At 62.4% G+C, this 22,751-nt stretch carries 18 protein-coding genes; 9 read left to right on the top strand and 9 right to left on the bottom strand.

Going from position 1 to position 22,751, the window contains the following annotated elements; all coding sequences use genetic code 11:
- Nucleotides 1–76 precede the first annotated feature (76 nt).
- Nucleotides 77–3,475 carry a TIM-barrel domain-containing protein gene (locus GTP23_RS06195; RefSeq protein ID WP_229255933.1) on the bottom strand — a complete coding sequence of 1,133 codons (3,399 nt, stop codon included), beginning with the start codon at nt 3,473–3,475 and terminating at the stop codon, nt 77–79.
- A gap of 270 nt (nt 3,476–3,745) precedes the next feature.
- Here GTP23_RS06195 and GTP23_RS06190 point away from each other — a divergent pair, with 270 nt between their 5' ends.
- The 6 genes from GTP23_RS06190 to GTP23_RS06165 are packed head-to-tail and all read left to right on the top strand — an operon-like array spanning nt 3,746 to nt 10,974.
- Nucleotides 3,746–4,882 (top strand): SIS domain-containing protein, encoded by a 1,137-nt coding sequence (locus tag GTP23_RS06190; protein WP_161034291.1) that lies wholly within the window; start codon nt 3,746–3,748, stop codon nt 4,880–4,882.
- On the top strand, nt 4,869–5,810 hold the full coding sequence (locus GTP23_RS06185) for an ROK family protein (protein ID WP_161034290.1): 942 nt from the start codon (nt 4,869–4,871) through the stop codon (nt 5,808–5,810). Before GTP23_RS06190 ends, GTP23_RS06185 begins: the two co-directional genes overlap by 14 nt.
- Nucleotides 5,811–5,827: 17 nt before the next feature.
- Nucleotides 5,828–7,129 carry a D-tagatose-bisphosphate aldolase, class II, non-catalytic subunit gene (locus GTP23_RS06180; RefSeq protein WP_161034289.1) on the top strand — a complete coding sequence of 434 codons (1,302 nt, stop codon included), beginning with the start codon at nt 5,828–5,830 and terminating at the stop codon, nt 7,127–7,129.
- A 33-nt stretch (nt 7,130–7,162) separates the two neighbouring features.
- On the top strand, nt 7,163–7,930 hold the full coding sequence (locus tag GTP23_RS06175; RefSeq protein WP_155433656.1) for a DeoR family transcriptional regulator: 768 nt from the start codon (nt 7,163–7,165) through the stop codon (nt 7,928–7,930).
- Between the two features lie 4 nt (nt 7,931–7,934).
- Nucleotides 7,935–9,068, top strand: coding sequence for an N-acetylglucosamine-6-phosphate deacetylase (nagA, locus tag GTP23_RS06170; RefSeq protein ID WP_161034288.1), 1,134 nt, complete (start codon nt 7,935–7,937; stop codon nt 9,066–9,068).
- Nucleotides 9,069–9,108: 40 nt separating this feature from the next.
- The gene (locus GTP23_RS06165) at nt 9,109–10,974 is read left to right on the top strand and encodes an MFS transporter (RefSeq protein ID WP_229255932.1); all 1,866 of its coding nucleotides are present in this window, start codon (nt 9,109–9,111) and stop codon (nt 10,972–10,974) included.
- A gap of 72 nt (nt 10,975–11,046) precedes the next feature.
- On the opposite strand, the gene GTP23_RS06160 is transcribed toward GTP23_RS06165, so the two are convergent.
- On the bottom strand, nt 11,047–11,709 hold the full coding sequence (locus GTP23_RS06160; protein ID WP_161034287.1) for a glutathione S-transferase family protein: 663 nt from the start codon (nt 11,707–11,709) through the stop codon (nt 11,047–11,049).
- A 174-nt stretch (nt 11,710–11,883) separates the two neighbouring features.
- Between GTP23_RS06160 and GTP23_RS06155 the strand changes: the two genes are divergently transcribed.
- Both GTP23_RS06155 and GTP23_RS06150 read left to right on the top strand, forming a co-directional pair.
- Nucleotides 11,884–12,699: a MipA/OmpV family protein gene (locus GTP23_RS06155; protein ID WP_202411931.1), complete on the top strand. Its 816-nt coding sequence runs from the start codon at nt 11,884–11,886 to the stop codon at nt 12,697–12,699.
- Nucleotides 12,700–12,761: 62 nt separating this feature from the next.
- On the top strand, nt 12,762–13,658 hold the full coding sequence (locus tag GTP23_RS06150; RefSeq protein ID WP_161034286.1) for a CPBP family intramembrane glutamic endopeptidase: 897 nt from the start codon (nt 12,762–12,764) through the stop codon (nt 13,656–13,658).
- 6 nt (nt 13,659–13,664) lie between these two features.
- Here the strand turns inward: GTP23_RS06150 and phoR are convergent, their stop codons facing one another.
- The 7 genes from phoR to pstS form a co-directional block, all read right to left on the bottom strand.
- Entirely contained in the window at nt 13,665–14,978 is a 1,314-nt protein-coding gene (phoR, locus tag GTP23_RS06145) for a phosphate regulon sensor histidine kinase PhoR (RefSeq protein WP_161034285.1), read from the bottom strand.
- Between the two features lie 12 nt (nt 14,979–14,990).
- Nucleotides 14,991–15,680 (bottom strand): response regulator, encoded by a 690-nt coding sequence (locus GTP23_RS06140; protein WP_155433651.1) that lies wholly within the window; start codon nt 15,678–15,680, stop codon nt 14,991–14,993.
- A 45-nt stretch (nt 15,681–15,725) separates the two neighbouring features.
- A complete protein-coding gene (gene phoU, locus GTP23_RS06135) occupies nt 15,726–16,439 on the bottom strand; it encodes a phosphate signaling complex protein PhoU (RefSeq protein ID WP_155433650.1) in 714 nt (237 codons plus the stop codon).
- Nucleotides 16,440–16,476: 37 nt separating this feature from the next.
- Nucleotides 16,477–17,295: a phosphate ABC transporter ATP-binding protein PstB gene (pstB, locus tag GTP23_RS06130; RefSeq protein WP_161034284.1), complete on the bottom strand. Its 819-nt coding sequence runs from the start codon at nt 17,293–17,295 to the stop codon at nt 16,477–16,479.
- A 19-nt stretch (nt 17,296–17,314) separates the two neighbouring features.
- Complete coding sequence (pstA, locus tag GTP23_RS06125) at nt 17,315–18,172, bottom strand: phosphate ABC transporter permease PstA (protein ID WP_155433649.1); 858 nt, start codon at nt 18,170–18,172, stop codon at nt 17,315–17,317.
- Complete coding sequence (pstC, locus tag GTP23_RS06120) at nt 18,169–19,113, bottom strand: phosphate ABC transporter permease subunit PstC (protein WP_371866857.1); 945 nt, start codon at nt 19,111–19,113, stop codon at nt 18,169–18,171. The genes pstA and pstC overlap by 4 nt, the downstream gene beginning before the upstream one ends.
- Before the next feature lie 195 nt (nt 19,114–19,308).
- Nucleotides 19,309–20,355 carry a phosphate ABC transporter substrate-binding protein PstS gene (gene pstS, locus GTP23_RS06115; RefSeq protein WP_161034282.1) on the bottom strand — a complete coding sequence of 349 codons (1,047 nt, stop codon included), beginning with the start codon at nt 20,353–20,355 and terminating at the stop codon, nt 19,309–19,311.
- Between the two features lie 299 nt (nt 20,356–20,654).
- On the opposite strand from pstS, the gene ppk1 reads away from it, so the two are divergent.
- Nucleotides 20,655–22,751, top strand: a complete 2,097-nt coding sequence (ppk1, locus tag GTP23_RS06110) for a polyphosphate kinase 1 (RefSeq protein WP_161034281.1) — start codon at nt 20,655–20,657, stop codon at nt 22,749–22,751.

Here is a 22,751-nt window from a genome sequence, read left to right as displayed (position 1 = left end):
ACTCAAAACGTCAAGATGCAACTACCCATCCCCGGTCCGTGGAGGGGTTCCTACTTGTGGAAAAAAAAGGATTAGGTCAGCGTGGCCGTACGGTGCTGCCCTCGGTGCCTATCAGGACCGCGTTGGCCCAGTTGGCGCAGACTTGCGCCGGCTTGCTGCCCTGCGCACCCAGCGTACGCAGGCTAAGCTGGGTCAGTCCGCGCACATCGATCTCCGGCTTGACGACGGCGGGCGCGCTGATCAGGCCGCTGTCGTACAGCAGGCGTTCACCGCTCCAGATCTGGAACTGCAGGCCACCGGCGCTGCGGCAGCTATCGTCCACACCGAGATCGGCGCGCAGCAGATTCCAGTTACCGGCCAGCTGCAGATCGACCCGGCTGCTGGCACCCACGCCCAGGCCCTTGCGGAACCACAGGCCGTTCATGCGCATTTCCTTGCCCTGCATGGGCTGGTCGCGCCGCACACTCTTGGGCAAGGCCAGATCGGACAGATACTGCTGGATTTCCGGCCCTTCCTTGGGCTGGTAAGCCATCACGTGGAAAGTGGACAGGGTAATCGGCGCCACTTCGCTGGCCGTTACCGCGTTGTAGGCCCGCGCCACCGGCGTGGCTGCCGCCGTCACCATAGGATCGCTGGCCGAAGCACCGTCGCCTTCGGGATTGTGCGTGCTCAGTACGCGGAAGCGCAGCAGCCGGCCCGCGGTAGCAGGGAAGCTGATGCTCTGCAGTCCTTCGGCCAGTTTCAGCTGGCCCCGTTTGACGGGAGTGCCCCAGTCGCCATTGTTATCGCCGAGGTAGATTTCGTAGTCGCGGATCTGGCCATGCTTCCAGTGCTGGTCCGTGCGCGGTGCCAGTTCGATACCATCGATCAGACGACGCTCGGTAAAGCCTATCACCCACTCGTGCGGCCCGCCCTGTACGGCCGGGCTGCGCGTGGTGCGGAACCAGCTGGCCGGATTGTCGTCGAACGCATTTTCCAGCGGATTACCCACTTCTTCCGACGGCCGGTTCAGTACCATCATGCCGTCAGCGGGAATGGCGCGGCCTATGGCTGGCGCGGCAGGGAAAGCATCGTCGGCCAGCACAGGCTGGGCCGCATGCTGCACCTGCACCTGCAGCGGCTGGCGGATATCCTGCTGACCCAGCTTCACATGCAGCGTACCCAGACGCTCCGCACTATCGAAATACCAGCCCTCGCTGGCCACATCGTAGGCAGCGCGGTCAGCCTGTGCTGCCAGTACGCGATCACCAGCGCTGACCGAGGCGGGACGCTGGCGGCTCAGCACGCGCAGCGCATAGGCGCGCCGTAGCAGCTGGCCCTCGTAGCTGCCGACCACGGGCGCCAGCTCCACGCTATAGCCATCGGCGGCGCTGCGCAGGCGGAAAGTCTGCTGGCTGAACGCGCCCTGCTGGTAGCGTCGCGTGTTGCCGTCGTCTTCATACAGCGTGTAGTCGGAATCGCCGGCGCCGCTGTGCGGATACAGGTCCAGCGTCAGCACATCTTTCGGTTTTTCGCCGTCGTACAGCATTTCCGGATACATGGGCACGATGGCCCCGGCGCGCACGAACACGGGCAGCTTGTCCAGCGTGACGGCCAGATCGATATCGCGCCCGCCCTTGCCTGCCGTGGCCCGACGGCCGTCCCAGTAATCGAACCACTGGCCCTGCGGCAGGTGGATGGCGCGGCGCCAGCCAGCGCTGACCGCCTGGCTGCGGTACACCGGCGCCACCAGCAGATCACGCCCCAGCATGAACTGGTATTTATGGGCTTCCGTCAGCGCGGTCGGATCATCCGCATAATCCCACATCAGGCCACGCACCAGCGGCGCGCCGCTTTGCTCGGCCTCGTGCATCAGCGTGTACATATACGGCGTCAGGCGCATCTTCAGTTTCAGGTAGCGCCGGTTGATGCTGACGTACGGCTCGGCAAACCACCACGGATGCTTGCGCTCCGCCGCCGCCCAGCCGGACATGCCCATCAGCACAGGCGTAAAGCTCTTCCACTGCAGGTCACGCGTATAAGTTTCCGGGCTGCCGCCAAAAATGGCGTCCACATCGCCCGTGGCATAGGCCTGGCCGGACAGGCCGGAGCCGATCAGGGTAGGCACATGCCAGCGAATGTAGTCCCAGCTGGCGCTCTGGTCGCCCGTCCACGTCACGGCATAGCGCTGGGTACCGGCCCAGCCCATCACCGTCCAGATGAAAGGACGGCCGTCGGAATTATTCAGAATGCCGTCGTAGGCCGACTTGTTGGCATCGAGCGAAAACTGGTAGCCCTTGCCGGTCCATGCCACGTCCAGCTTCTGCACGCGGGTGCCCGCCGTGCCCACTTCCCAGGCCATTTTCTCGACCCCGTTTTCCGTCCACAAACCAGTACGGAAGCCATATTTGGCCAGCCCCTGCACGGTTTCCGGCAGCGCCGTGTAGCCGCAGCCATAGCCATCGTTCGGCAGTATCCAGCCGCCCGGCATATCATGTTCGCGGTATTTGCGGGCCACCGTTTCGATCACGTCCGGCGTCTTGCCCGTAGGACCATCGCTCCAGCCCTTAGGCACGGTGCCCGGCTTCTTCACATTGTCGCCATCGTTGTAGCAATCGGCATCGCCATATTCGAGCGCCCAGCGCGGCAGCATGCGCGCCCGCCCGGTCCACTCGGTATAACGCGCCAGCACGTCCTTGACATCCTTGCCGACGAAGTAATAGGCATCGAAGCGGGCCTCGTCATGGGCCAGCGCGATCTGCTCGTTCTGGCGCAGATCGTAATTCCCGTCCGACCAGGTGTTACGCAGCACACCCCAGCCGCGTGAACTCATGAGGAAAGGCGCGGGGCTAGGCCGGTCGCCCTCTTCCCAGCCACCGGAGTAGGATACGGGTAATTGCCTGCCCTTGAATTCGTAACGCCCGTTCTGCTGGCCGCCACCAAAGAAACGCTCGGCCTTGTCGCTCGACAGCACCTGCACGCTCTGCTTGTCGCCCAGTTCCAGCGGCTGCACTTCGCGCCACAGGGGCTGGGCCTCGCCCGTGCGGAACAGGCTGAAACGCAGCGGCTTGCGTTCCACCTTCAAGGTCAGCGCAGCGGTACGGATCAGGATGTGGTCGGGCTGTTCGCTCACGCTGTATTCGACTTTGCCGGCCGCCTGCGCCACCACGATGGGCGCGGCCTGATCGCCGGGGCCCGTCAGGCCGGTCTTTTTCGGGCCGGCCCAGATATGCAGCACGTCGGCACGGGGCAGGCTCAGTTCGATCTGCGCGCCCGTATCGGTCTGCAGTTGCCACTGTGCGCCGCTGCTGCTGGTGCCGCTGGTGCCGCTGGTGCTATTGCTGCTGACTGCCTGAATCGAACGCAGGTTGCCGATCGCGGCGGCCTGCGCGGCCGGACTGCTTGCCAGCATGGCCAGCGAGGTGGCAATGGCCAGCACCAGCGGCCGGACGGCGGGAACGCTGCACAGCGCAGCAGGTTGCGGTATCTGTTTCATGTCGTGTGAGATTCGTAATTACGGTATTGCGATGTATTAACTCTAGAAATAAAAATTCAGCCGGTCAATAAAAAGAAAAGAAAAATTTTCAAATGACCAGCAATATCTTTCGTTTACGTTCAAACAAGGAAATACAGCTTTCGTTTATGTAGCAAAATGTCCACATTGACGCGCAACAACTTTACTAATTAACTTTCGTTTCACTTTCGACTTTGACAAAACGAAAATTAAACTTTATTCTTTGCTCCACCTAACCTGAGAATTCTTTCGATGACTACGCTATTCCAACGCACACCCGAAGCCTGGCGCGAACTCGGCGGCCTTGATACTGCCGAAGAAATCGCCCAGCAACCTGCCCTGTGGCGCGAACTGGCACGCCTGCTGGACAGCCAGCGCGCTGCCCTGGCCGACTTCCTCGGCGACGTACTGAGCACGCCCGAAGCCCGCATCATACTGACCGGCGCCGGCAGCTCGGCCTACGCGGGCGAGATCATTGCCGACGAAATCAACGCGGCCTGGCCTTGTCAGGTGCGGGCCATTTCCACCACCAGCCTGCTGACCCACCCGGCCCTGTACCTGCGGCGCGAACGCCCCACCCTGGTGATCTCGTTTGCCCGCAGCGGCAATAGCCCGGAAAGCACGGCCGCCGTCCAGCTGGTGCGCGACGTGGTGCCGCATGCCCGCTTCCTCAACATCACCTGCAATGCCGACGGCGATCTGGCGCGTCAGGGCGCCGGCGACAAGTTCACCTACAACCTGCTGATGCCGGCTGCCAGCTGCGACCGCGGCTTCGCCATGACCAGCAGCTTCACCTGCATGCTGCTGGCCGCACTGTCCGTGCTTGATCCGGACTTCCAGACCGCGCAGATCGAAATGCTGGCCCAGCTGGGCGAGCGGGCGCTGGCCGGCTGGTCTGCCCCCGTGGCGCAGCTGGGCGCACAGAAAGTGGCGCGCGTGGTGTATCTGGGCAGCGGCCCGCTGGAATCGCTGGCCAAGGAAGCGGCACTGAAAATCCTCGAACTGACGGGCGGCGAAGTACTGTCCGTGGCGAATAGCGCGCTGGGCTTCCGCCACGGTCCGAAAGCCATGGTCAATCGCGAAACCCTGGTGCTGATGTTCCGCAGCTCCGATCCGGTAGCGCGCCGCTACGAAGGCGACCTGCTGGCCGAACTGCAGCGCGACCAGATTGCGGCGGCCTGCCTGACCATAGGCGCCGGCGGCAATTTCAGTATCGATGCACCGGCCTGGGCCGACGCATGGCTGGCGCCCCTGTGGTTGCTGATGGCGCAGCAATATGCATTGCACCAGTCGGCCCTGCTGCAGCTGCGTCCCGATAATCCCTTCGCCAGCGGCACGGTCAACCGCGTGGTACAGGGCGTTACCATTTACCGCCATGATGCGTTCTAGACTGCGCGGCTACCACGGCATCGACATCGGCGGCACCAAGATAGAACTGGTGGCGTTTCACGATGACGAGCATGGCCTGCGCGAAGTCCACCGCGAACGCATCCCCACACCGGGCACCGACTTTGCGGAGTTCGTCCAGTCCATGCAGGCGCTAGTGGCACGCGCCGATGTGGAACTCGATATGCGCGCTGCCGTCGGCATCGGCCTGCCCGGCATCGTCGACACGGTCAGCGGGCGCCAGCTCAGCTCCAATGTGCCGGCCCTGAATGGCCGCGTGGTCGCCAGCGCCTTGCAGGAAGCGCTGCAGCGGCCACTGGTAATCGGCAATGACTGCCAGTGCTTTGCCCTGTCCGAAGCCGATGGCGGCGCAGCCCATGCGCTGCCCAGCATGTTCGGCGCGATTATCGGCACCGGCGCCGGTGGCGGCTATTGCGTCAACGGCCGGCTGCTGCGCGGCGCCAACGGCATCGCCGGCGAATGGGGCCACTGGCCCATGCCGGCTGCCCTGCTGCAGCAATACCAGCTGCCTTTGCTGCCGTGCGCCTGCGGCCGCAGCGGCTGCCTGGAACGCTATGTGTCCGGCCCCGGCATGAGCCAGCTGCACCGCCATCTGGGCGGCGACGGCGCACCGCCGCTGGCCATCGCCGCGCAGGCTGCCGCCGGTTCGCAACTGGCCCAGCAGACGCTGGCGCTGCATCTGGACCTGCTGGCGCATGCACTGGCCACGCTGGTCATCACGCTGGACCCGCATGCCATCGTGCTCGGTGGCGGCCTTTCGCAGATGAGCCACCTGTACCAGCAATTACCGGCGGCGGTGAAGCGCCACCTGTTTACCGGCGTGATCGTGCCGCCCATCCTGCCGCCGGCTTACGGCGATGCCGGTGGTGCACGCGGCGCGGCCTTACTGGCACGCCAGCTTTATCCCTGACTCAATTCGTGAAGAAAATGAACGCTACGCTCTCCCCCGTCCAGCACATCATCGCCGCCCACCGCCGAGGCGAAGCGGCCGGCATCTACAGTGTCTGCTGCAGCCACCCTGCCGTGCTGCGCGCCGCCATGCAGGTGGCGCTGCACTACGACACCATCCTGCTGGTCGAAGCCACCTCGAATCAGGTCGATCAGTTCGGCGGCTACACGGGCATGACGCCGGCCGCGTTCCGCGACTATGTGCAGCAGCTGGCCAGCGCACAGCAATTCCCGCTGGAGCGGCTGGTGCTGGGCGGCGACCATCTGGGCCCAAACGCCTGGCAGGCGCTCGATGCTGTCAGCGCCATGCAGCACGCAGAAACTCTGATCGCCGCCTATGCCGCTGCGGGCTTCCACAAGATCCACCTCGATTGCAGCATGCGCTGTGCCGACGATCCGGCCATCCTCGGCGACGATCTGATAGCGGCGCGCTCGGCGCGCTTGTGCGCCGTGGCCGAAACAGCAGCCGCGCAGGCCGGCCTGCCGCCCCCCGTGTATGTGATCGGCACGGAAGTGCCGATACCGGGCGGCGAAGCCAGTCTGGCACAGGCCGGCGCCGTTACCTCGCCCAAGGCTGCCGCGCGCACGCTGGACGTGCACCGCCAGGCCTTTTTCGAGCACGATCTGCATGGCGCATGGCGCCGCGTGATCGCCATGGTGGTGCAGCCCGGCGTGGATTTCGACCATAGCCAGATCCAGCACTATCAGGCCGACGCCGCACAGTCGCTGTCCGAATTCATTGCTGGCCAGCCCGGGCTGGTATTCGAAGCCCACTCCACCGACTACCAGCGCGAGACCGCCCTGCACCGCATGGTGCACGACCACTTCGCCATCCTGAAAGTGGGGCCGGCAGCCACCTTTGCCCTGCGCAGCGCGCTGCAGGCCCTGTGCGCCATCGAGGCCGAACTGCTGCCCGCCAGCCAGTGCTCGCAGCTGATGCAGATCCTCGACGATGCCATGCTGGCCCAGCCCAAGCAGTGGCTCAAGCATTATCCGGGCACGGCCAGCGAACAGCGTCTGCTGCGCCGCTACGGTCTGAGTGACCGCTGCCGCTACTACTGGGGCGAGGCCAGCGTGCAGGCAGCTGTCAATCAGCTGCAGCGCAATCTGGACGGCCTGCAGATTCCGCTGATGCTGATCGCCCAGTTCCTGCCGCTGCAGTACGAGGCGGTGCGCGATGGCCAGCTGGCCAACCGCTATGACGCCCTGCTGGACCACAGCATAGGCCTGGCACTGGCGCCATATGCACGCGCCTGCAACCACAACCTCGCAATCTGTTAAGCTCGACGTCTTTTCTGCACTAGCCACATCATCATGCGACAAACCAGCCAACGCCGTGCCGCCATCTTGCAAGCCCTGACCGAGCACGGTAACGTGCAGGTCAACGAACTGGTGGAGCAAATGGGCGTTTCTGCGGTCACCATACGCAGTGACCTCAGTGCTCTGGAATCACAGGGACTGGCGCGGCGCAGCCATGGCGGCGCGCGCCTGAGCCGCACGCCACCGCCGGAACAGACCATACCGCAGAAGGATGCGCTCAACCACGAACAGAAAGAGCGCATCGGCGCCTGTGCTGCCCGCATGGTGCAGCCCGGCGATAACATCATCATCGATTCCGGCACCACCACCATTTCGCTGGCGCGCCACCTGCACGACGCAGAAAACGTCACGGTGCTTACCAATGGCCTGAACATTGCGTGGGAACTGGCGCAGGCACCGGGCGTGGACCTGATCCTGACGGGTGGCCTGCTGCGCAAGCAATCGCTGTCGGTACAGGGCAGCCAGGCCGAAGCCTGCCTGCAGGCCTACAGCTTCGACAAGCTGTTCCTCGGCGTGGATGGTTTCGATCTGCAGTTCGGCGTCACCACCCACCATGAGGCCGAAGCCAGCCTGAATCACAAGATGGTCGAGCGGGCCAAGAAAATCATCGTCCTCACGGATGCCTCCAAATTTGGCCGGGTCAGCCTGCACCGCATCGTGCAGCTGGACCGGGTCGACACTGTCATCACCGACGCCAGCATCAGCGACGAGTATCGCGAAGGCTTGCTGGCCGCCGGTATCGAACTTCTGATTGCGGACTAAGCACGTGTTTCCCCGTAAAGTAAGCGGTAACATCCTCACCCCCCAAGGCTGGCTGCAAGGCAGCCTGCAGTTCGGCCAGCGCATCGGCGCCATCGAGGCCGATGCCGCGGCAGCCGACGCTGCGGCCAGCGCCGCCGGCGGCAAGCTGACCATCCTGCCCGGCTTCATCGATCTGCACGTGCACGGCGCCGCCGGCGTCGATATCATGCAGGGCGGCGATGCCGGCGTGACCGTGGCGCGCGCCCACGCCCGCCATGGCACCACGGCCATGCTGGGCACCACCATGACGGCCACCGACAACTCCATCCGCCGTGCCCTCAACGGTCTGGCGCCTGCGATCGCCGAGCGTCCGGCCGGCGCCGCGCGCATGCTGGGCGTGCATCTGGAAGGCCCTTTCCTCAGCATTCACCGGCTCGGCGCCCAGCCAGCCGACGCGGTGGTGGAAGGCAGCCTCGATCTGGTACGCAGCTATCACGCCATTGCGCCGATACGGGCCATGACGCTGGCCACCGAAGTGGCCCGGCATCTGCAGCTGATACCGCAATTGAAACAGCTGGGCATCCGCGTCCAGCTAGGCCATAGCAACGGCAGCTACGACGACGGCGTGGCCGCGCTGCAGGCCGGTGCAGCCGGCTTCACCCACCTGTTCAACGGCATGACGGCGCTGCAGCACCGCCAGCCCGGCATCGTCGGCGCTGCGCTGGCCCATGCCGAATATGCCGAAATCATTCCCGACCTGCAGCACGTACACGAAGGCGCCATCCGCGCTGCGCTGCGCGCCATCCCGCGCCTGTATGGCGTGACGGATGCCACCGCCGCCACCGGCATGCCCGATGGCGAGTACGGCCTCGGTAGCCAGCGCGTCTACAAATGCATGGGCTGCGTGCGGCTGGCCACAGGTTCGCTGGCCGGCTCCGTGCTGACCATGGATCAGGCACTGCGCAACTTTGTCGCACTGGGGCTGGATCTGGCCGATGCCTCGCACCGCCTGTCGCTCTACCCGGCCGACTATCTGGGCGAAACCGAACGTGGCCGCCTGCAGACGGGCGCCTGGGCTGATCTGGTGGTGCTCGATGCCGACCTGCAGCCCGTTGCCGTCTACGTCGAAGGTGAAGCCATCGCGCTGAACGCCGCCTGAACCACTGCCACTTCCCCCACCAACCCGAACCGGAGCACCGATGCACGTCACCGAGCCTAGCGCAGCAACGCCCACCGAGTTGAAATCCACTGCCCGCGCCATGCGCTATCTGCTATTCATCGCCGGCATGGGCGGTCTGCTGTACGGCATCGACGTCGGCATCATCGCCGGTGCCCTGCCCTATCTGGAAGCCACGGCTTCGGTGGCATGGCATCTGAGCGCGCAGCAGCTAAGTTTCATCGTGGCGGCCGTGCTGCTCGGTTCCGTGCTGTCCTCGCTGTTCGCTGGTGCGCTGGCCGATCTGATCGGACGGCGCTGGGCCATGGTGCTGGCCGGTGCCCTGTTCACCCTGAGCATTCCCCTGATTGCGCTGGCCGACGGCTATCTGCCCCTGTTACTGGGTCGTCTGCTGCAAGGTATCAGCGGTGGCCTGATCGGCGTGGTAGTGCCGCTGTATCTGGCAGAGTGCCTGCACGCGCGCCAGCGCGGCCGCGGCGCCGCCCTGTTCCAGCTGCTGCTCACCATAGGTCTGGTAGCGGCCGCGCTGATCGGCCTGTATCAGGCCCAGAGTGTGGAAGCCGTCAGCACGGCAGCACAGGCGCTGGCACCCGAAGCCCGGGCAGACGCACTGTTTGCCGCACGCGATCACGCATGGCGCAGCATTTTCTGGGTCTGCCTGACGCCGGGCCTGATCTTCACAGTGGGCAGCCTGCTGCTGGCCGAATCACCGCGCTGGCTGGCCCGCCGTGGCCAGCTGGCGCAGGCCCATCAGGCCTTGCTGCGCACCCGCCCTGCCGCCGAAGCGCAAGCCGAACTGCGCGAAATCGAACAGGCGCTGGCACCGGAAACGGCGGACAGCCGCCACTCCGGTGAACCGCTGCTGAGCCGCCGCTATGTGCTGCCCTTCCTGCTAGCCTGTCTGGTGCTGGCGCTGACGCAGGCGACCGGCATCAACTCGATTCTGGCGTATATCGTCACCATCCTGAATCAGGCCGGCCTGTCCGGCGCCAGTGCGAATATGGCCGATGTGGGCCTGAAGGTACTGAATGCCGTGATGACGGTAGTCGCAGTAGCGCTGGTGGACCGCAAGGGCCGCAAATTCCTGCTGATGCTGGGCACGGGCGGCATCGTGCTGGCGCTGCTATCGGCCGGACTGCTGTTCCGCAGCGCCGAAGGCCATCAGCGTGATGTAGCCAGTGTATTGCAGGCGCGCGTGCAGGGCGATAGCCTGAGCATACAACTCGATAGCGCCACCCTGCAGGCGCTGGGCGCCAGTGCCAGCGCCGCTACCAGTAGCAGCAACGCGGCGACGGTGTCGGGCACCGCCGCCGCTGCGCCGGCACAGCAACTGACGCTGGCCTATTCCTATGGCCCTTTCACCAATGTGCAAAGCCTGCGCAGCGATGATCCGGCCCTGCCCATACTGCGCCTGAACCGCGCCGACACGGTGCAGCCGGATAGCGTGATCGGCGCTTTCTTCCGTCGCCTGCACCTGAATCCGTTTGCCGATCCGGCCGATGCTGCCGGTGCGCCGCTGCGCATCGAACAGGCCCACCTGTCGTCGCTGCCATCAACCAGCCATGGCTGGCAGGTCGCACTGGCCATGTGTCTGTTCGTGGCCAGCTTTGCCGTCGGCCCCGGCGTGTGCGTGTGGCTGGCACTGTCCGAACTGATGCCCAACCGCATACGCTCGAACGGCATGAGCATCGCCCTGCTGATCAACCAGTTTGTCTCGACTTCCATCGCTGCCGTCTTCCTGCCCACGGTGGGACAGTATGGCTATGCCACCCTGTTCTTCTATGGTGCCGGCTGCTCGCTACTGTACTTCCTCACGGCGGCCCTGCTGCTGCCTGAAACGCGCGGCAAGACGCTGGAAGAAATCGAAGCCCACTTCGCCGGTAAATAGCCGCCCACAGTTAGCAGGGGCAGCAGGCGCACGATGCCTGCGGCCCGAAGCGCCAGCGGGCGTTCCCGCTCCTTACAGAAAACGTTCTGGAATATCGTCGTAGAACGGGTACATCTGGAAGTACGGCCTGGCTTCTTCCAGCACGCGCTGCACCGAAGGCCGCGCCATCAGGCGATCAAAGTAAGTCGTCAGCGCATCGTACTCCTCGGGGAAAGGCAGTACGGTAGCAGCGTAGAACAGCGCCGGCGCAGCGGCACAATCCGCCAGCGAAAAACTGTCGCCACACATCCAGGCGCGCGCTTCCATGCGCTTTTCTATCATCTTGTAAGCCGTCTTGAGCTTGGTGCGCTCACTCGTCAGATCGCACTGAACGTCGTTCAGGCGCGCCAGTACGATGGACTGCATGGGCTCCTGCACATAGTGATCGAAGAAGCGGTCCCACAGGCGCACATCGAGTGCCACATCGAAGTCGTCCGGCAGCAGCGGCTGCGCACCCGGATAGTAGCGGTCCAGATATTCGATGATGATGCTGGTCTCCGGCACATCTACCGCGCGCGCGTGGTCGCGCACGACAGGGAAGCGGCACAGCGGCCAGATAGCTTCCAGCTCCGCGCGGTCGGCTGGTTCACCGAGATTGATGATGCGGCGCTCGAACGCTGTATTGTTTTCATACAGGGCGATCAGCACCTTGTGGCAGAACGAAGCGAGCGGGTGGTAATACAGCGTCAGCGACATGGGAAGCTCCGAAGGTGAGGCATCACCGCGTGATACCAGAATATGCGGCACATGATACTTCAGACTGAGCGCTGGTGGCGTCTGATAAAAACGGCAATACTGCGTTCGCTCCAGCGCCGGGCCATTACACAAAGCGCCGGCGGGGCAACGCCACTCCCCAACAACGAGGAAATTATGAAGCCAGTCGCCATCACCCTTGCCACCCTGTGCGCCATCAGCGCCCTGAGTCTGCCCTGCCACGCCGATCCGCTAGCCAGCGCCAGTACGGAAGACCGCCCAGCCGCCGCCAGCGAAGACAGTATGCGCTTAGGTGTGGGGCTGGCCTACATCCCGGAATATACCGGTGCCAAAAAAAGCCGCGTAGTTCCCATGCCTATCTTCGAGCGTACCTTCAGCAACGGTATATTCATCAGCAGCGTACGCGGCCTCGGCATACAGATGGCTCAGGATAATCTGCAACTGAGCGCAGCCCTGAGCTATGGCGGTGCGCGCGCCGACCACAAGCGAAATGTGTTCGAAGGTTCGGATGCACTGAAAGGCATGGGCGACATCGACGGCGCTGCGCAGGCTGTACTCAGCGCCAGCTACCGCTTCGACGCCATCAGCGTCAGCCTGGGCACCACCCAGAGTCTGGGCAAGCGCAGCCACGGCAACACCTACACGCTGGGCAGCAGCCTGCAGCTGATGAGCACCCCCAGCGATCAGATCGGGCTGGGCGTCTCGGCCGAATACGGCGACCGCAAACATGTGCAGACCTACTTCGGCGTCACCGCGAAACAGAGCCAGGACTCCGGCTATCACAGCTTCTCGACCAAGGCCGGCTTCACCAGCGTGGGTGCGGCCGTCAACTGGAACCACGTAATCGACAAGCAGTGGTCGGTGCATACGGTGGCCGGCTTCAAGACCCTGACGGGCGATGCGGCCGACAGCCCCCTCACCAAACGCCGCACCGCGCCGATACTGCTGACTGGCCTGATCTATTCGTTCTAATAACGATGTCATAATGTTATGATCGGGAGCCGTACACCCCAAGGCCTGTGCTGCTCCCGTTTATGCTCGCTCTCATCACCGCCGCCCCGTATTCGCTGATCCTGATGGCTGCCATCGGCACCGTCTGGTCCCCGCCGATTACCCTCTCCCCCCGTTTGCAACTACCGCGCTGGCTGGTGCTGGCCGTGCTGGCATTAGGCTGGGCCACTCTGCTGGGCGCCCTGCATGCTTCCGGCTGGCTGGCACTGGCAGCGCTGCTGCTATCGGCGTGGGCCTACCGCCATGCGCCGCAGCGCGCGCTGCGCCTGCTCGGCGGTGTGCTCACACTGGTGCTGGCACTGGCGCTGGCCATGCACAAGCTGCCGGGCTTCGTGAATCCGGTACTGCTCAAAGGCGTGCTGGTGTCGCCGGACGGCCTGCCGTTCACCCAGTACGCCAATCTGGACAAGGCTTGCGTGGGGCTGGTGCTGCTGGCCCTTGTCAGCCAGCGCCTGCACAACATGGCGCAATTGCGCACGGCCCTGCGCTGCTTTGCAGTGCTCGCCCCGGCGACCGTGGTCACCGTGATGGCTGCGGCACTGGCCAGCGGCTTTGTGCGCATCGATGCCAAACTGCCCGCCTACACGCTGCAGTTCATTGTCGTGAATCTGTTCTTTACGGTGATAGCGGAAGAGACTTTCTTCCGTGGTCTGATACAGGGCCAGCTGACGCGCTGGCTGGAGCAGCGCTGGCCGCAGACACGCTGGATTGGCCTGCTGGCCGTGCTGGTTTCTGCCCTGCTGTTCGGCGCGGCCCATCTGGGCGGCGGCCCGGCCTATGCCGCGCTGGCGGCGCTGGCCGGTGTTGGCTATGCCTATGCCTACCATGCTACGGGGCGCATCGAGGCAGCCATCGCCACCCACCTGCTGGTGAACGCTGTGCACTTCCTCGGCTTCACCTACCCCGCGCTGGCCAGCTAATCCAGCCTAGTGCAGCTGTAGTTCGATCTGCGGCAGCACCAGTGCCGTCTTGGGCATGCAGACGATGAAGGTGCTGCCCTTGCCTGCTTCCGATTTGATCTGCAGCGTGCTGCTATGGCGCAGCAGCACGTGCTTGACGATGGCCAGCCCCAGCCCCGTGCCCTGGGTTTCGCGCGAGCGGCTCTTGTCGACGCGGTAGAAACGTTCCGTCAGGCGCGAGATATGTTCGGTGCTGATGCCTATGCCGGTATCTTCCACCATGAATTTGGCACCAGCATCCGAAGCCTTCCAGACCAGACGGATCTGGCCGCCGGCCGGCGTGTAGCGCACGGCGTTCGAAGCCAGATTGCCGAAGGCGCTATGCAGTTCTTCATAACTGCCCATCACATCAGGGCCATCGATCGCGATGCTGATCTCATGCCGCCCGGCCGACAGGGCTTCGGCGTCGCGCTGTACCTGCTCCACCAGCCGCCGCACATCGACCCGTTCGGCACGCAGCGGGTAGTCCACCGATTCCAGCCGTGACAGCGTCAGCATGTCTTCGATCAGGTGCTGCATGCGGTGACCCTGCTCCGTCATCAGCTTCAGGTGGGCGCTGCGGGTAGCAGCATCGAGACCTTCCGAGGCAGCGATTTCGAGGAAGCCGACGATCACCGTCAGTGGCGTACGCAGCTCGTGCGACGCATTGGCGATAAAGTCGCGCCGCATCTCCTCGATGCGCTCGCTCTCCGTCACATCGTGAGTGACCAGAATCTGGCGCCGGTTTTCGAACGGAATAATCTGCACGATCAGCTTGCGGTCGCGGAAGCTGATGGTCAGCGGCTGGTCGTAGCGGCCCAGGATGATGTAATCCATGAAATCGGGATTACGTACCAGATTGGTCACGCGCATGCCCTTGTCGCGTTCATGGGTCAGGCCCAGATGTTTTTCGGCAGCCGGATTGCACCATTCGAGGAACAGCACATCGTCCATGATGACCACACCGTCCGGCAGCAAATGCATGGCCTGACGGAAGCGCGCCAGCCATTCGGTCAGCTCGGCCTGATTTTTTTCATCTTCGCGCCGCATCTTGTAGAGGCGCGAGAAAATACTGGTCCACGCGCCCCAGCCATCGGGCAGCTTGGCGCTTTGCGGATCATCCAGCCAGCTACTCAGCTGGTACAGATACGACAGCTGGACAAACACCATCACGATCATGGCGCCCAGCGCCAGCACCAGTCCTTCTACCCAGCCAAACAGCCAGCCCAGCGTTGCGCAACCACCCAGTATGATGGCGCTGCGCAGTGCCGCCGGCACCCAGAACAGCAACTTGGGATTCATCCGTTACGCTTTCTATTTTTCCGACAGCATGTAGCCTACGCTACGCACCGTCTTGATCAAATGCTCGGCTTCTTTGAGTGCCTTACGCAGGCGCAGCACATGCACATCCACCGTGCGCTCTTCGATCACCACGTGGTCGCCCCAGACTTTGTCGAGCAGCTGGCTGCGCGAGAACACGCGCTCCGGATGGGCCAGCAGGAACTTCAGCAGCTTGTATTCGGCATGGCCGATATCGATCTTCTGCTGGTCCATCATCACCGTGCAGCTGACCGGATCGAGCACCACATTGGCGGCCCGCATGGTGGCCTGCGCATGTTCCGGTGCTTTGCGGCGCAGCAGCGCCTTGGCACGGGCCAGCAGCTCGCGCGGCGAAAACGGTTTGGTGATGTAGTCATCGGCGCCGTTATTCAGGCCGGCCAGCTTGTCCTCTTCCATGCTCTTGGCCGTCAGCATGATGACCGGGATTTCATTGAAGTGACGGTCGGCGCGGATGCGCGTCAGCAGACGCAGGCCGGTCTGGTCGGGCAGCATCCAGTCCAGCAGTATCAGTTGCGGCGTGCGGGTTTGCAGAAAGTCCCACGCCTCGCCGCAGCTTTGTACCGCAACGCAGTTCCAGCCTGCTTCACGCAGGGAGAAAGTCACCAGTTCCACAATCGCCGGCTCATCCTCGACGATCAGAATGGTAGTTTTATCAGATGCCATAGCTCTTTATTTTATTGTATTTATTGCGCCGTCCGTAGCGGCAGTTTACTCCGCCTGCTCGGGGGCGCTGTTTTCGATCTGCGCCGTCTTGGTATGGCGGATGTCCTTACCATCGACGACGTAAATCACATATTCTGCAATATTCTTGGCGTGATCGCCTATACGCTCGATGGCCTTGGCCACCCACAGCGTATCGAGCGCCGCCGAAATGGTGCGCGGGTCCTCCATCATAAACGTAATCAGGTTACGCATGATGGAGCGGAATTCGTGATCGATCACGGCATCCTGGGCGATCAGCTGCAGCGCGCGCTTGCCGTCGTTGCGGGCAAACGCGTCCAGCGCGTCGTGCAGCATGTCGCTGGCATTGGTGGCGATGCCGCGCACCATTTCATAGTGGCTCACCGTGACGGTGCCGCGCGCATGCAGGGCCTTGGCGATACGGGCGATCTTGGTGGCTTCGTCGCCGATGCGTTCCAGATCGGTGATCACCTTGATGGTGGCCATGATGGTGCGCAGATCGTTGGCTGCCGGCTGGCGGCGCACGATCAGGTGGCTGCAGGCGTCGTCCAGCGACACTTCCAGCTGGTTGACGGCGTCGTCTTCGCGCATCACGCGGTCGGCCCGCTCGGGGTTGCCGATGCGGAAGCAGGTCATGGCGTCGAGGAACTGGGTCTCGACGATGCCGCCCATCAGCAATACCTTGGAGCGGATGGACTCTAATTCGTTGTCGTACTGTTTGGATGAATGCTCACCGATCATGCTGCTCTCCGTAATCGTATGGGTATTATAAGGTTGATCAGCCGAAACGGCCGGTGATGTAATCCTGGGTTTCCTTGCGGGCAGGATTCATGAAGATCTGGTCGGTCTCGCCAAATTCCACCAGCTCGCCCAGATACATATAGGCCGTGTAGTCCGAGCAACGGGCAGCCTGCTGCATATTGTGGGTCACGATGGCGATGGTGTAATCGCCTTTCAGCTCGCTGATCAGCTCTTCCACTTTGGAAGTCGAGATCGGGTCCAGCGCCGAAGTCGGCTCGTCCAGCAGCAGCACATCCGGCTTCACGGCCACGCCGCGGGCGATGCACAGACGCTGCTGCTGACCGCCGGACAGCGACAGGCCGCTCTTGTTCAGCTTGTCCTTCACTTCGGTCCACAGTGCGGCCTTTTTCAGCGCCCATTCCACCCGCTCGTCCATCTCGCCTTTGGACAGGTCTTCATACAGGCGCACGCCGAACGCGATGTTGTCGTAGATCGACATCGGGAACGGGGTAGGCTTCTGGAACACCATGCCCACCTTGGCACGCAGCATGTTGACGTCCTGCGTACCTTCCAGAATATTGTGGCCGCGATAGCGGATCGATCCTTCCGCGCGCTGGCCCGGATACAGGTCGTACATGCGGTTCAGGGTGCGCAGCAGAGTCGATTTGCCGCAGCCCGATGGGCCGATGAAAGCTGTGACCTGCTTCTCGTGGATGTCGAGGTTGACGTTGTGCAGGCTCTGGCTCTTACCGTAGAAGAAGTTCAGGCCCTGGATTTCGATAATTTTCGGTTTGCCGTTCACGGCCACGCTATTCTGGTTGGCTACCACGTTTTCTGCGCTCAGTTGGGTATTCATGGATACTCGCTCTATCAGATTAATTCGGTTGTTTCTGGCTAAACACGGTACGCGACAGGATGTTCAGCGCCAGCACGCTGAACGTCACCAGCAGGGCACCGCCCCATGCCAGTTCACGCCAGTTGTCATAAGGGCTCATGGCGAAGCCGTAGATCACCACCGGCAGGTTGGCCATAGGCCCGTTCATATCGGCGCTGAAGAACTGGTTGTTCAGGGCAGTGAACAGCAGCGGTGCCGTTTCGCCCGAGATACGCGCTACCGCCAGCAGCACACCGGTGATCACCCCGGCTTTGACGGCGCGCAGACGCACCATCAGGGCCACTTTCCAGCGCGGTGCACCGAGCGCGAAAGCGGCTTCCAGCAGGCTGTTCGGCACCAGTCGCAGCATATTGTCGGTGGTACGTACCACCACCGGCACGGCGATCAGGGCCAGCGCGATGGAACCGGCGTAACCCGAGTAGTGCTTGGCCGTCGCCACATACATGGCCCAGACGAACATGCCGATCACGATGGACGGGGCCGACAGCATGATGTCGGTGACGAAGCGGGTCAGGTTGGCCACCTTGTTCTCTTCGCCGTATTCGGCCAGATAGATGCCGGCCAGAATACCGATCGGCGTGCTGATCAGCGTCGACAGGCTGACGATCATCACCGTGCCGAAGATGGCATTCATCAGGCCGCCGCCTTCGCTGCCCGGGGCCGGCGTGGTCTGGGTGAACATATTCAGGCTCAGGGCGCCGAAACCTTTCACGGCCAGCGTGATCAGGATCCAGGCCAGCACCAGCAGACCGATGGACATGGCGCCCACCGACAGCGCGATGCCGATGCGGTGCATGCGCAGACGCTTGCGGTACACCGGATTCATAACTTGCTTCATTTGACGCCTTCCTTGCGAGACATGCCAGCCAGCATCAGCTTGGCGGCGGACAGAACGATAAAGGTGATGACGAACAGGATCAGGGCCAGTGCGAACAGCGAGGAAGTGTGCAGCGGCGTATCCGACTCGGCGAACTCGTTGGCCAGCGTGGAAGCGATCGAGTTACCGGCCGCGAACAGCGACCACGACAGCTTGTTGGCGTTACCGATCACGAACGTCACGGCCATGGTTTCACCGAGCGCGCGGCCCAGGCCCAGCATGACGCCGCCCACCACACCGGTCTTGGTGTAAGGCAGCACGATCTTGCGTACCACTTCCCAGCGCGTGCAACCGAGACCGTAGGCCGATTCCTTCAGCACGGCCGGGACGATTTCGAACACATCGCGCATCACCGAGGAAATGAAGGGAATGATCATCACGGCCAGTATCAATGCCGCGGTCAGGATGCCTATGCCCATGGTGGGGCCGCTGAAGAACTGGCCGATGATGGGCAGCGGGCCCAGCACGCTTTTCATCAGCGGCTGCACATAGTCGCCGAACAGCGGCGCAAACACGAACAGGCCCCACATGCCGTAAATGATGGACGGGATACCGGCCAGCAGCTCCACGGCCGTGCCCAGCGGACGGCGCAGCGGGGCCGGGCAGATTTCAGTCAGGAACAGGGCGATGCCGAAGCTGACGGGGAAGGCGATCAGCAGCGCAATGCCCGAAGTGGCCAGCGTGCCGACGATGGCGATGGCCGCGCCGTACTGGTCATTGACCGGGTCCCACTCCACCGTGGTGATGAAGCGGGGACCGAACTCCTTGAAGGCAGGCCAGGCGCCCACCATCAGCGAAGCGATAATCCCCAGCAGCACCGCCAGCACGGACAGGGCGAACAGCATGGTGGTCTTGTGGAAGAAGAAGTCCTGAATGCGCTGGTTACGCATAGTACGATGCATGGCGCGCTGGGCGGCCTGTTCGGCATCGGTATTGGCGGCGGCTTTTGCCATCTGGACTGGCTCGTTGGTATTCAAGGGCGTGGAAGTGATGTCAGCACTCATATTGTGATCTCGTCGATGGAAGCTAGCCTGCGCTGCCCACCCGGGTAGCGCAGGCTAACCCCCTCGCCGCCGTGGCGGCGAAGGGACTGAGGATTAGTAGATGGCTTTGCCCGAAGCGTCTTTCAGGTTAGCTTTCCAGGCATCCTGTACCTGTTTCACGACCGCTGGTGGCAGAGGCACGTAGTCCAGTTCCACTGCAGCAGTACCGCCGTTCTTGAAGGCCCAGTCGAAGAACTTGATGACTTCCTTGCCTTTGGTCGCGTCGGCCTGAGCTTTGTGCATCAGGATGAAGGACACGCCGGTGATAGGCCACGAGTTCTTGCCAGCCTGGTCGGTCAGCACCACGCCGAAGCCCGGGGTCTTGGTCCATTCTGCGTTGGCAGCAGCAGCTTTGAAGAAGTCGTCATCAGGCTGCAGGTAGTTGCCATCCTTGTTTTTCAGCTGGGTGTGCGACATCTTGTTTTTCTTGGCGTAAGCCCACTCGACGTAGCCGATCGAACCCTTGATACGCTGTACGTTGGCAGCAACGCCTTCGTTACCTTTACCGCCTACGCCTACTACCCACTTGACTGCGGTGCCGGCACCGATCTGGGTTTTGAAGGCTGGGCTGGTTTTCGACAGGTAGTCGGTGAACAGGAAGGAGGTACCCGAACCGTCAGCGCGGTGTACCACGGTGATTTCGCCGGCTGGGATTTTCACGCCAGGGTTCAGGGCAGCGATTTCCGGTGCATTCCAGTTGGTGATCTTGCCCAGATAGATATCAGCTACCACAGGACCGGTCAGTTTCAGCTGGCCCGGGGTCACGCCATCCAGATTCACCACGGTGACTACGCCGCCCATGATGGCAGGGAACTGCATCAGGCCTTCGGCGTCCAGTTCTTCTGCTTTCAGTGGCATATCGGAAGCGCCGAAGTCCACGGTTTTGGCTTTGATCTGCTTGATGCCGGCGCCCGAGCCGACGGATTGGTAGTTCAGACCGTTACCGGTGCTGGCTTTGTACGCTTCTGCCCATTTGGCATAGATAGGGTATGGGAAGGTTGCGCCGGCGCCGGTCATATCGGCGGCGTGAGCAGCGGACGAGAATGCCATTACAGCAGCCGCGCCAACTACCAGAGAGGAAAACAAGTGTTTCAGTCGCATATCAAGTCCTTTGTTATGACGGGTTAGGATGCTGCGCAGTCTAACCAGCGTATGTGACAGCTTTATGACATGAACAAAAAAACTTGAAATTTCCCCAAGCATTAATGGAATAGACGGAACGCACTATGAAAAGTTCGCCGCAACGGGACTAATATGACGTCGAGGGCTGTCATATTTCATGGTTTGTGACAGGCTTTTATGACAGCTTATGTCACGAACTTGTCATATTTGATGCTTACACTGACAACAATTACGCTACCTGGCGTAGAATGCAATAATTGCAAAGTGAACAAAAAGACATGAAGCCAGACCTGTCCGCTGACATAAGCAAGACCTCCGCCTTCCTCGACCGGGAGATTTCGCAACTGATGTTCAACCGGCGTGTGCTTGCGCAGGCCGAGGACCGCTCGATACCCCTGCTGGAACGGCTGCGCTACCTGTGTATCGCCAGCAGCAATCTCGATGAGTTCTTCGAAGTGCGCGTCGCCAGCCTGCTGGCGGCCGGCACCATTGACGGCGCACTGTCCAACCACCCTGCCTTGGTCGCCACGCTGAACCGCATCAGCGACGAATGCCATGCGCTGGTGGCCCACCAGTATGAAATCCTCAATCAGGAAGTGCTGCCCCAGTTGGCCGAAGCGGGTGTACATCTGGTGCGCCACAACGAGCGCAACGAAGCCCAGCGTGCCTGGGTAAAGGAATATTTCGATCAGGAAGTGCGCCCCCTGCTCACCCCTATCGGCCTCGATCCGGCCCACCCCTTCCCGCAGGTGGTTAACAAAAGCCTCAACTTCATCGTTTCCCTGTCCGGCAAAGATGCTTTCGGGCGCGGCACGGCGATTGCCATTGTGAAAGCGCCACGCGTGCTGCCACGGATTATCCGCCTGCCCGACCACCTGTCGGACAATGGCGGCGTGTCGTTCTGCCTGCTGTCCTCGGTGATTCACGCCCACATCTCCGACCTGTTTGCCGGCCGCGAAGTGCTGGCCTACTCGCAGTTCCGCGTCACCCGTGACAGCGATCTGTGGGTGGACGAAGATGAAGTGAAGAATCTGCGTCAGGCCCTGAAAGGCGAGCTGCAGGGCCGCCAGTTCGGTAAATCCGTGCGGCTGGAAGTGGCCATGAACTGCCCGCCCGAGCTGTCGCAATTCCTGCTCAACCAGTTCGGCCTCGACCAGAGCCGCCTGTATGCAGTGAACGGCCCGGTCAATCTGGTGCGGCTGACGGAAATCACCGACCACGTCAACAAACCGGCGCTGCGCTTCCCGCCCTTCATTCCCGGCAATGCACGCAAAAATGCCAACCTCGATATTTTTGCCGAACTGCGCCAGCACGATATTCTGCTGCACCACCCCTACCAGACTTTCCAGACCGTCATAGACTTCATCCGCAGCGCCGCCACCGATCCCCATGTGGTGGCCATCAAGCAGACCATCTACCGCACCGGCATGAATTCGGACCTGATGGAATCGCTGATACTCGCGGCGCAGCAAGGCAAGGAAGTCACCGTCATCGTCGAACTGAAAGCCCGCTTCGACGAAGAAGCCAATATCAACTGGGCCGACAAGCTGGAACAGGCCGGTGCGCAGGTGGTGTATGGCGTGGTGGGTCTGAAAACCCATGCCAAAGTGGCGCTGGTGATACGGCGCGAAGGCCACAAGCTGCGCTACTACGCCCACCTCGGCACGGGCAACTACCACCCCAGCACCACCAAGTTCTATACCGACTTCGGCCTGCTGACCTGCCACGACGGCATTGCGCGCGAAGTCAACGAAGTCTTCATCCACCTCACCAGCCTGACCAAGCCGCACCGCCTGTCGCACCTGTGGCTGGCACCGTTCGCGCTGCAGAACGAAATCATCAAGGCAATCCGCAACGAAGCACGCATCGCGCGCGCGGGACGGCCGGCACGGATTATTGTTAAAATCAATGCACTGGTCGACGAATCGGTGATCCGCGCGCTGTATGCGGCTTCCAAGGATGGCGTGAAGATCGATCTGATCGTGCGCGGTGCCTGCACCCTCAAGCCCGGCGTACCGGGCCTGTCGGAAAACATCCGCGTGCGCTCCATCATAGGCCGCTTCCTCGAACATAGCCGGATCTATTACTTCCGCAACGATCTGGCGCACGACATCCTGCTGGCCAGTGCCGACTGGATGAGCCGTAATCTGTTCCGCCGTATCGAAGTGGCTTTCCCCGTACTGGATAAGCAGCTGAAACGGCGGGTACTGGCGGAAGGGTTGAATCCTTACCTCAAGGACAACACCAACGCGTGGGAACTGGAACCTAGCGGCCAGTATCAGCGCCGCAAACCGCGCGCCAAGCAGGCGGCCCTGAGCGCCCAGCAGCATCTGATGGAAACGCTGGGCACGCCTAGTCCGCAACTGGAGGAGTGA

It is taken from the genome of Duganella fentianensis (assembly GCF_009857835.1).
GTDB classification, from domain to species: Bacteria; Pseudomonadota; Gammaproteobacteria; order Burkholderiales; family Burkholderiaceae_D; genus Rugamonas; species Rugamonas fentianensis.
This window is presented reverse-complemented; position numbering and strand designations above follow the sequence as displayed.

What these genes read in the sequence shown, in the direction of transcription:
- GTP23_RS06175 (WP_155433656.1), top strand. Translation starts at nt 7,163, where the DNA reads ATGCGACAAACCAGCCAACGCCGTGCCGCCATCTTGCAAGCCCTGACC.
- GTP23_RS06190 (WP_161034291.1), top strand. Translation starts at nt 3,746, where the DNA reads ATGACTACGCTATTCCAACGCACACCCGAAGCCTGGCGCGAACTCGGC.
- GTP23_RS06180 (WP_161034289.1), top strand. Translation starts at nt 5,828, where the DNA reads ATGAACGCTACGCTCTCCCCCGTCCAGCACATCATCGCCGCCCACCGC.
- phoR (WP_161034285.1), bottom strand. Translation starts at nt 14,978, where the DNA reads ATGAATCCCAAGTTGCTGTTCTGGGTGCCGGCGGCACTGCGCAGCGCC.
- phoU (WP_155433650.1), bottom strand. Translation starts at nt 16,439, where the DNA reads ATGATCGGTGAGCATTCATCCAAACAGTACGACAACGAATTAGAGTCC.
- pstS (WP_161034282.1), bottom strand. Translation starts at nt 20,355, where the DNA reads ATGCGACTGAAACACTTGTTTTCCTCTCTGGTAGTTGGCGCGGCTGCT.
- GTP23_RS06150 (WP_161034286.1), top strand. Translation starts at nt 12,762, where the DNA reads ATGCTCGCTCTCATCACCGCCGCCCCGTATTCGCTGATCCTGATGGCT.
- GTP23_RS06160 (WP_161034287.1), bottom strand. Translation starts at nt 11,709, where the DNA reads ATGTCGCTGACGCTGTATTACCACCCGCTCGCTTCGTTCTGCCACAAG.
- GTP23_RS06165 (WP_229255932.1), top strand. Translation starts at nt 9,109, where the DNA reads ATGCACGTCACCGAGCCTAGCGCAGCAACGCCCACCGAGTTGAAATCC.
- pstC (WP_371866857.1), bottom strand. Translation starts at nt 19,113, where the DNA reads ATGCATCGTACTATGCGTAACCAGCGCATTCAGGACTTCTTCTTCCAC.
- GTP23_RS06140 (WP_155433651.1), bottom strand. Translation starts at nt 15,680, where the DNA reads ATGGCATCTGATAAAACTACCATTCTGATCGTCGAGGATGAGCCGGCG.
- pstA (WP_155433649.1), bottom strand. Translation starts at nt 18,172, where the DNA reads ATGAAGCAAGTTATGAATCCGGTGTACCGCAAGCGTCTGCGCATGCAC.
- GTP23_RS06195 (WP_229255933.1), bottom strand. Translation starts at nt 3,475, where the DNA reads ATGAAACAGATACCGCAACCTGCTGCGCTGTGCAGCGTTCCCGCCGTC.
- GTP23_RS06155 (WP_202411931.1), top strand. Translation starts at nt 11,884, where the DNA reads ATGAAGCCAGTCGCCATCACCCTTGCCACCCTGTGCGCCATCAGCGCC.
- GTP23_RS06185 (WP_161034290.1), top strand. Translation starts at nt 4,869, where the DNA reads ATGATGCGTTCTAGACTGCGCGGCTACCACGGCATCGACATCGGCGGC.
- pstB (WP_161034284.1), bottom strand. Translation starts at nt 17,295, where the DNA reads ATGAATACCCAACTGAGCGCAGAAAACGTGGTAGCCAACCAGAATAGC.
- ppk1 (WP_161034281.1), top strand. Translation starts at nt 20,655, where the DNA reads ATGAAGCCAGACCTGTCCGCTGACATAAGCAAGACCTCCGCCTTCCTC.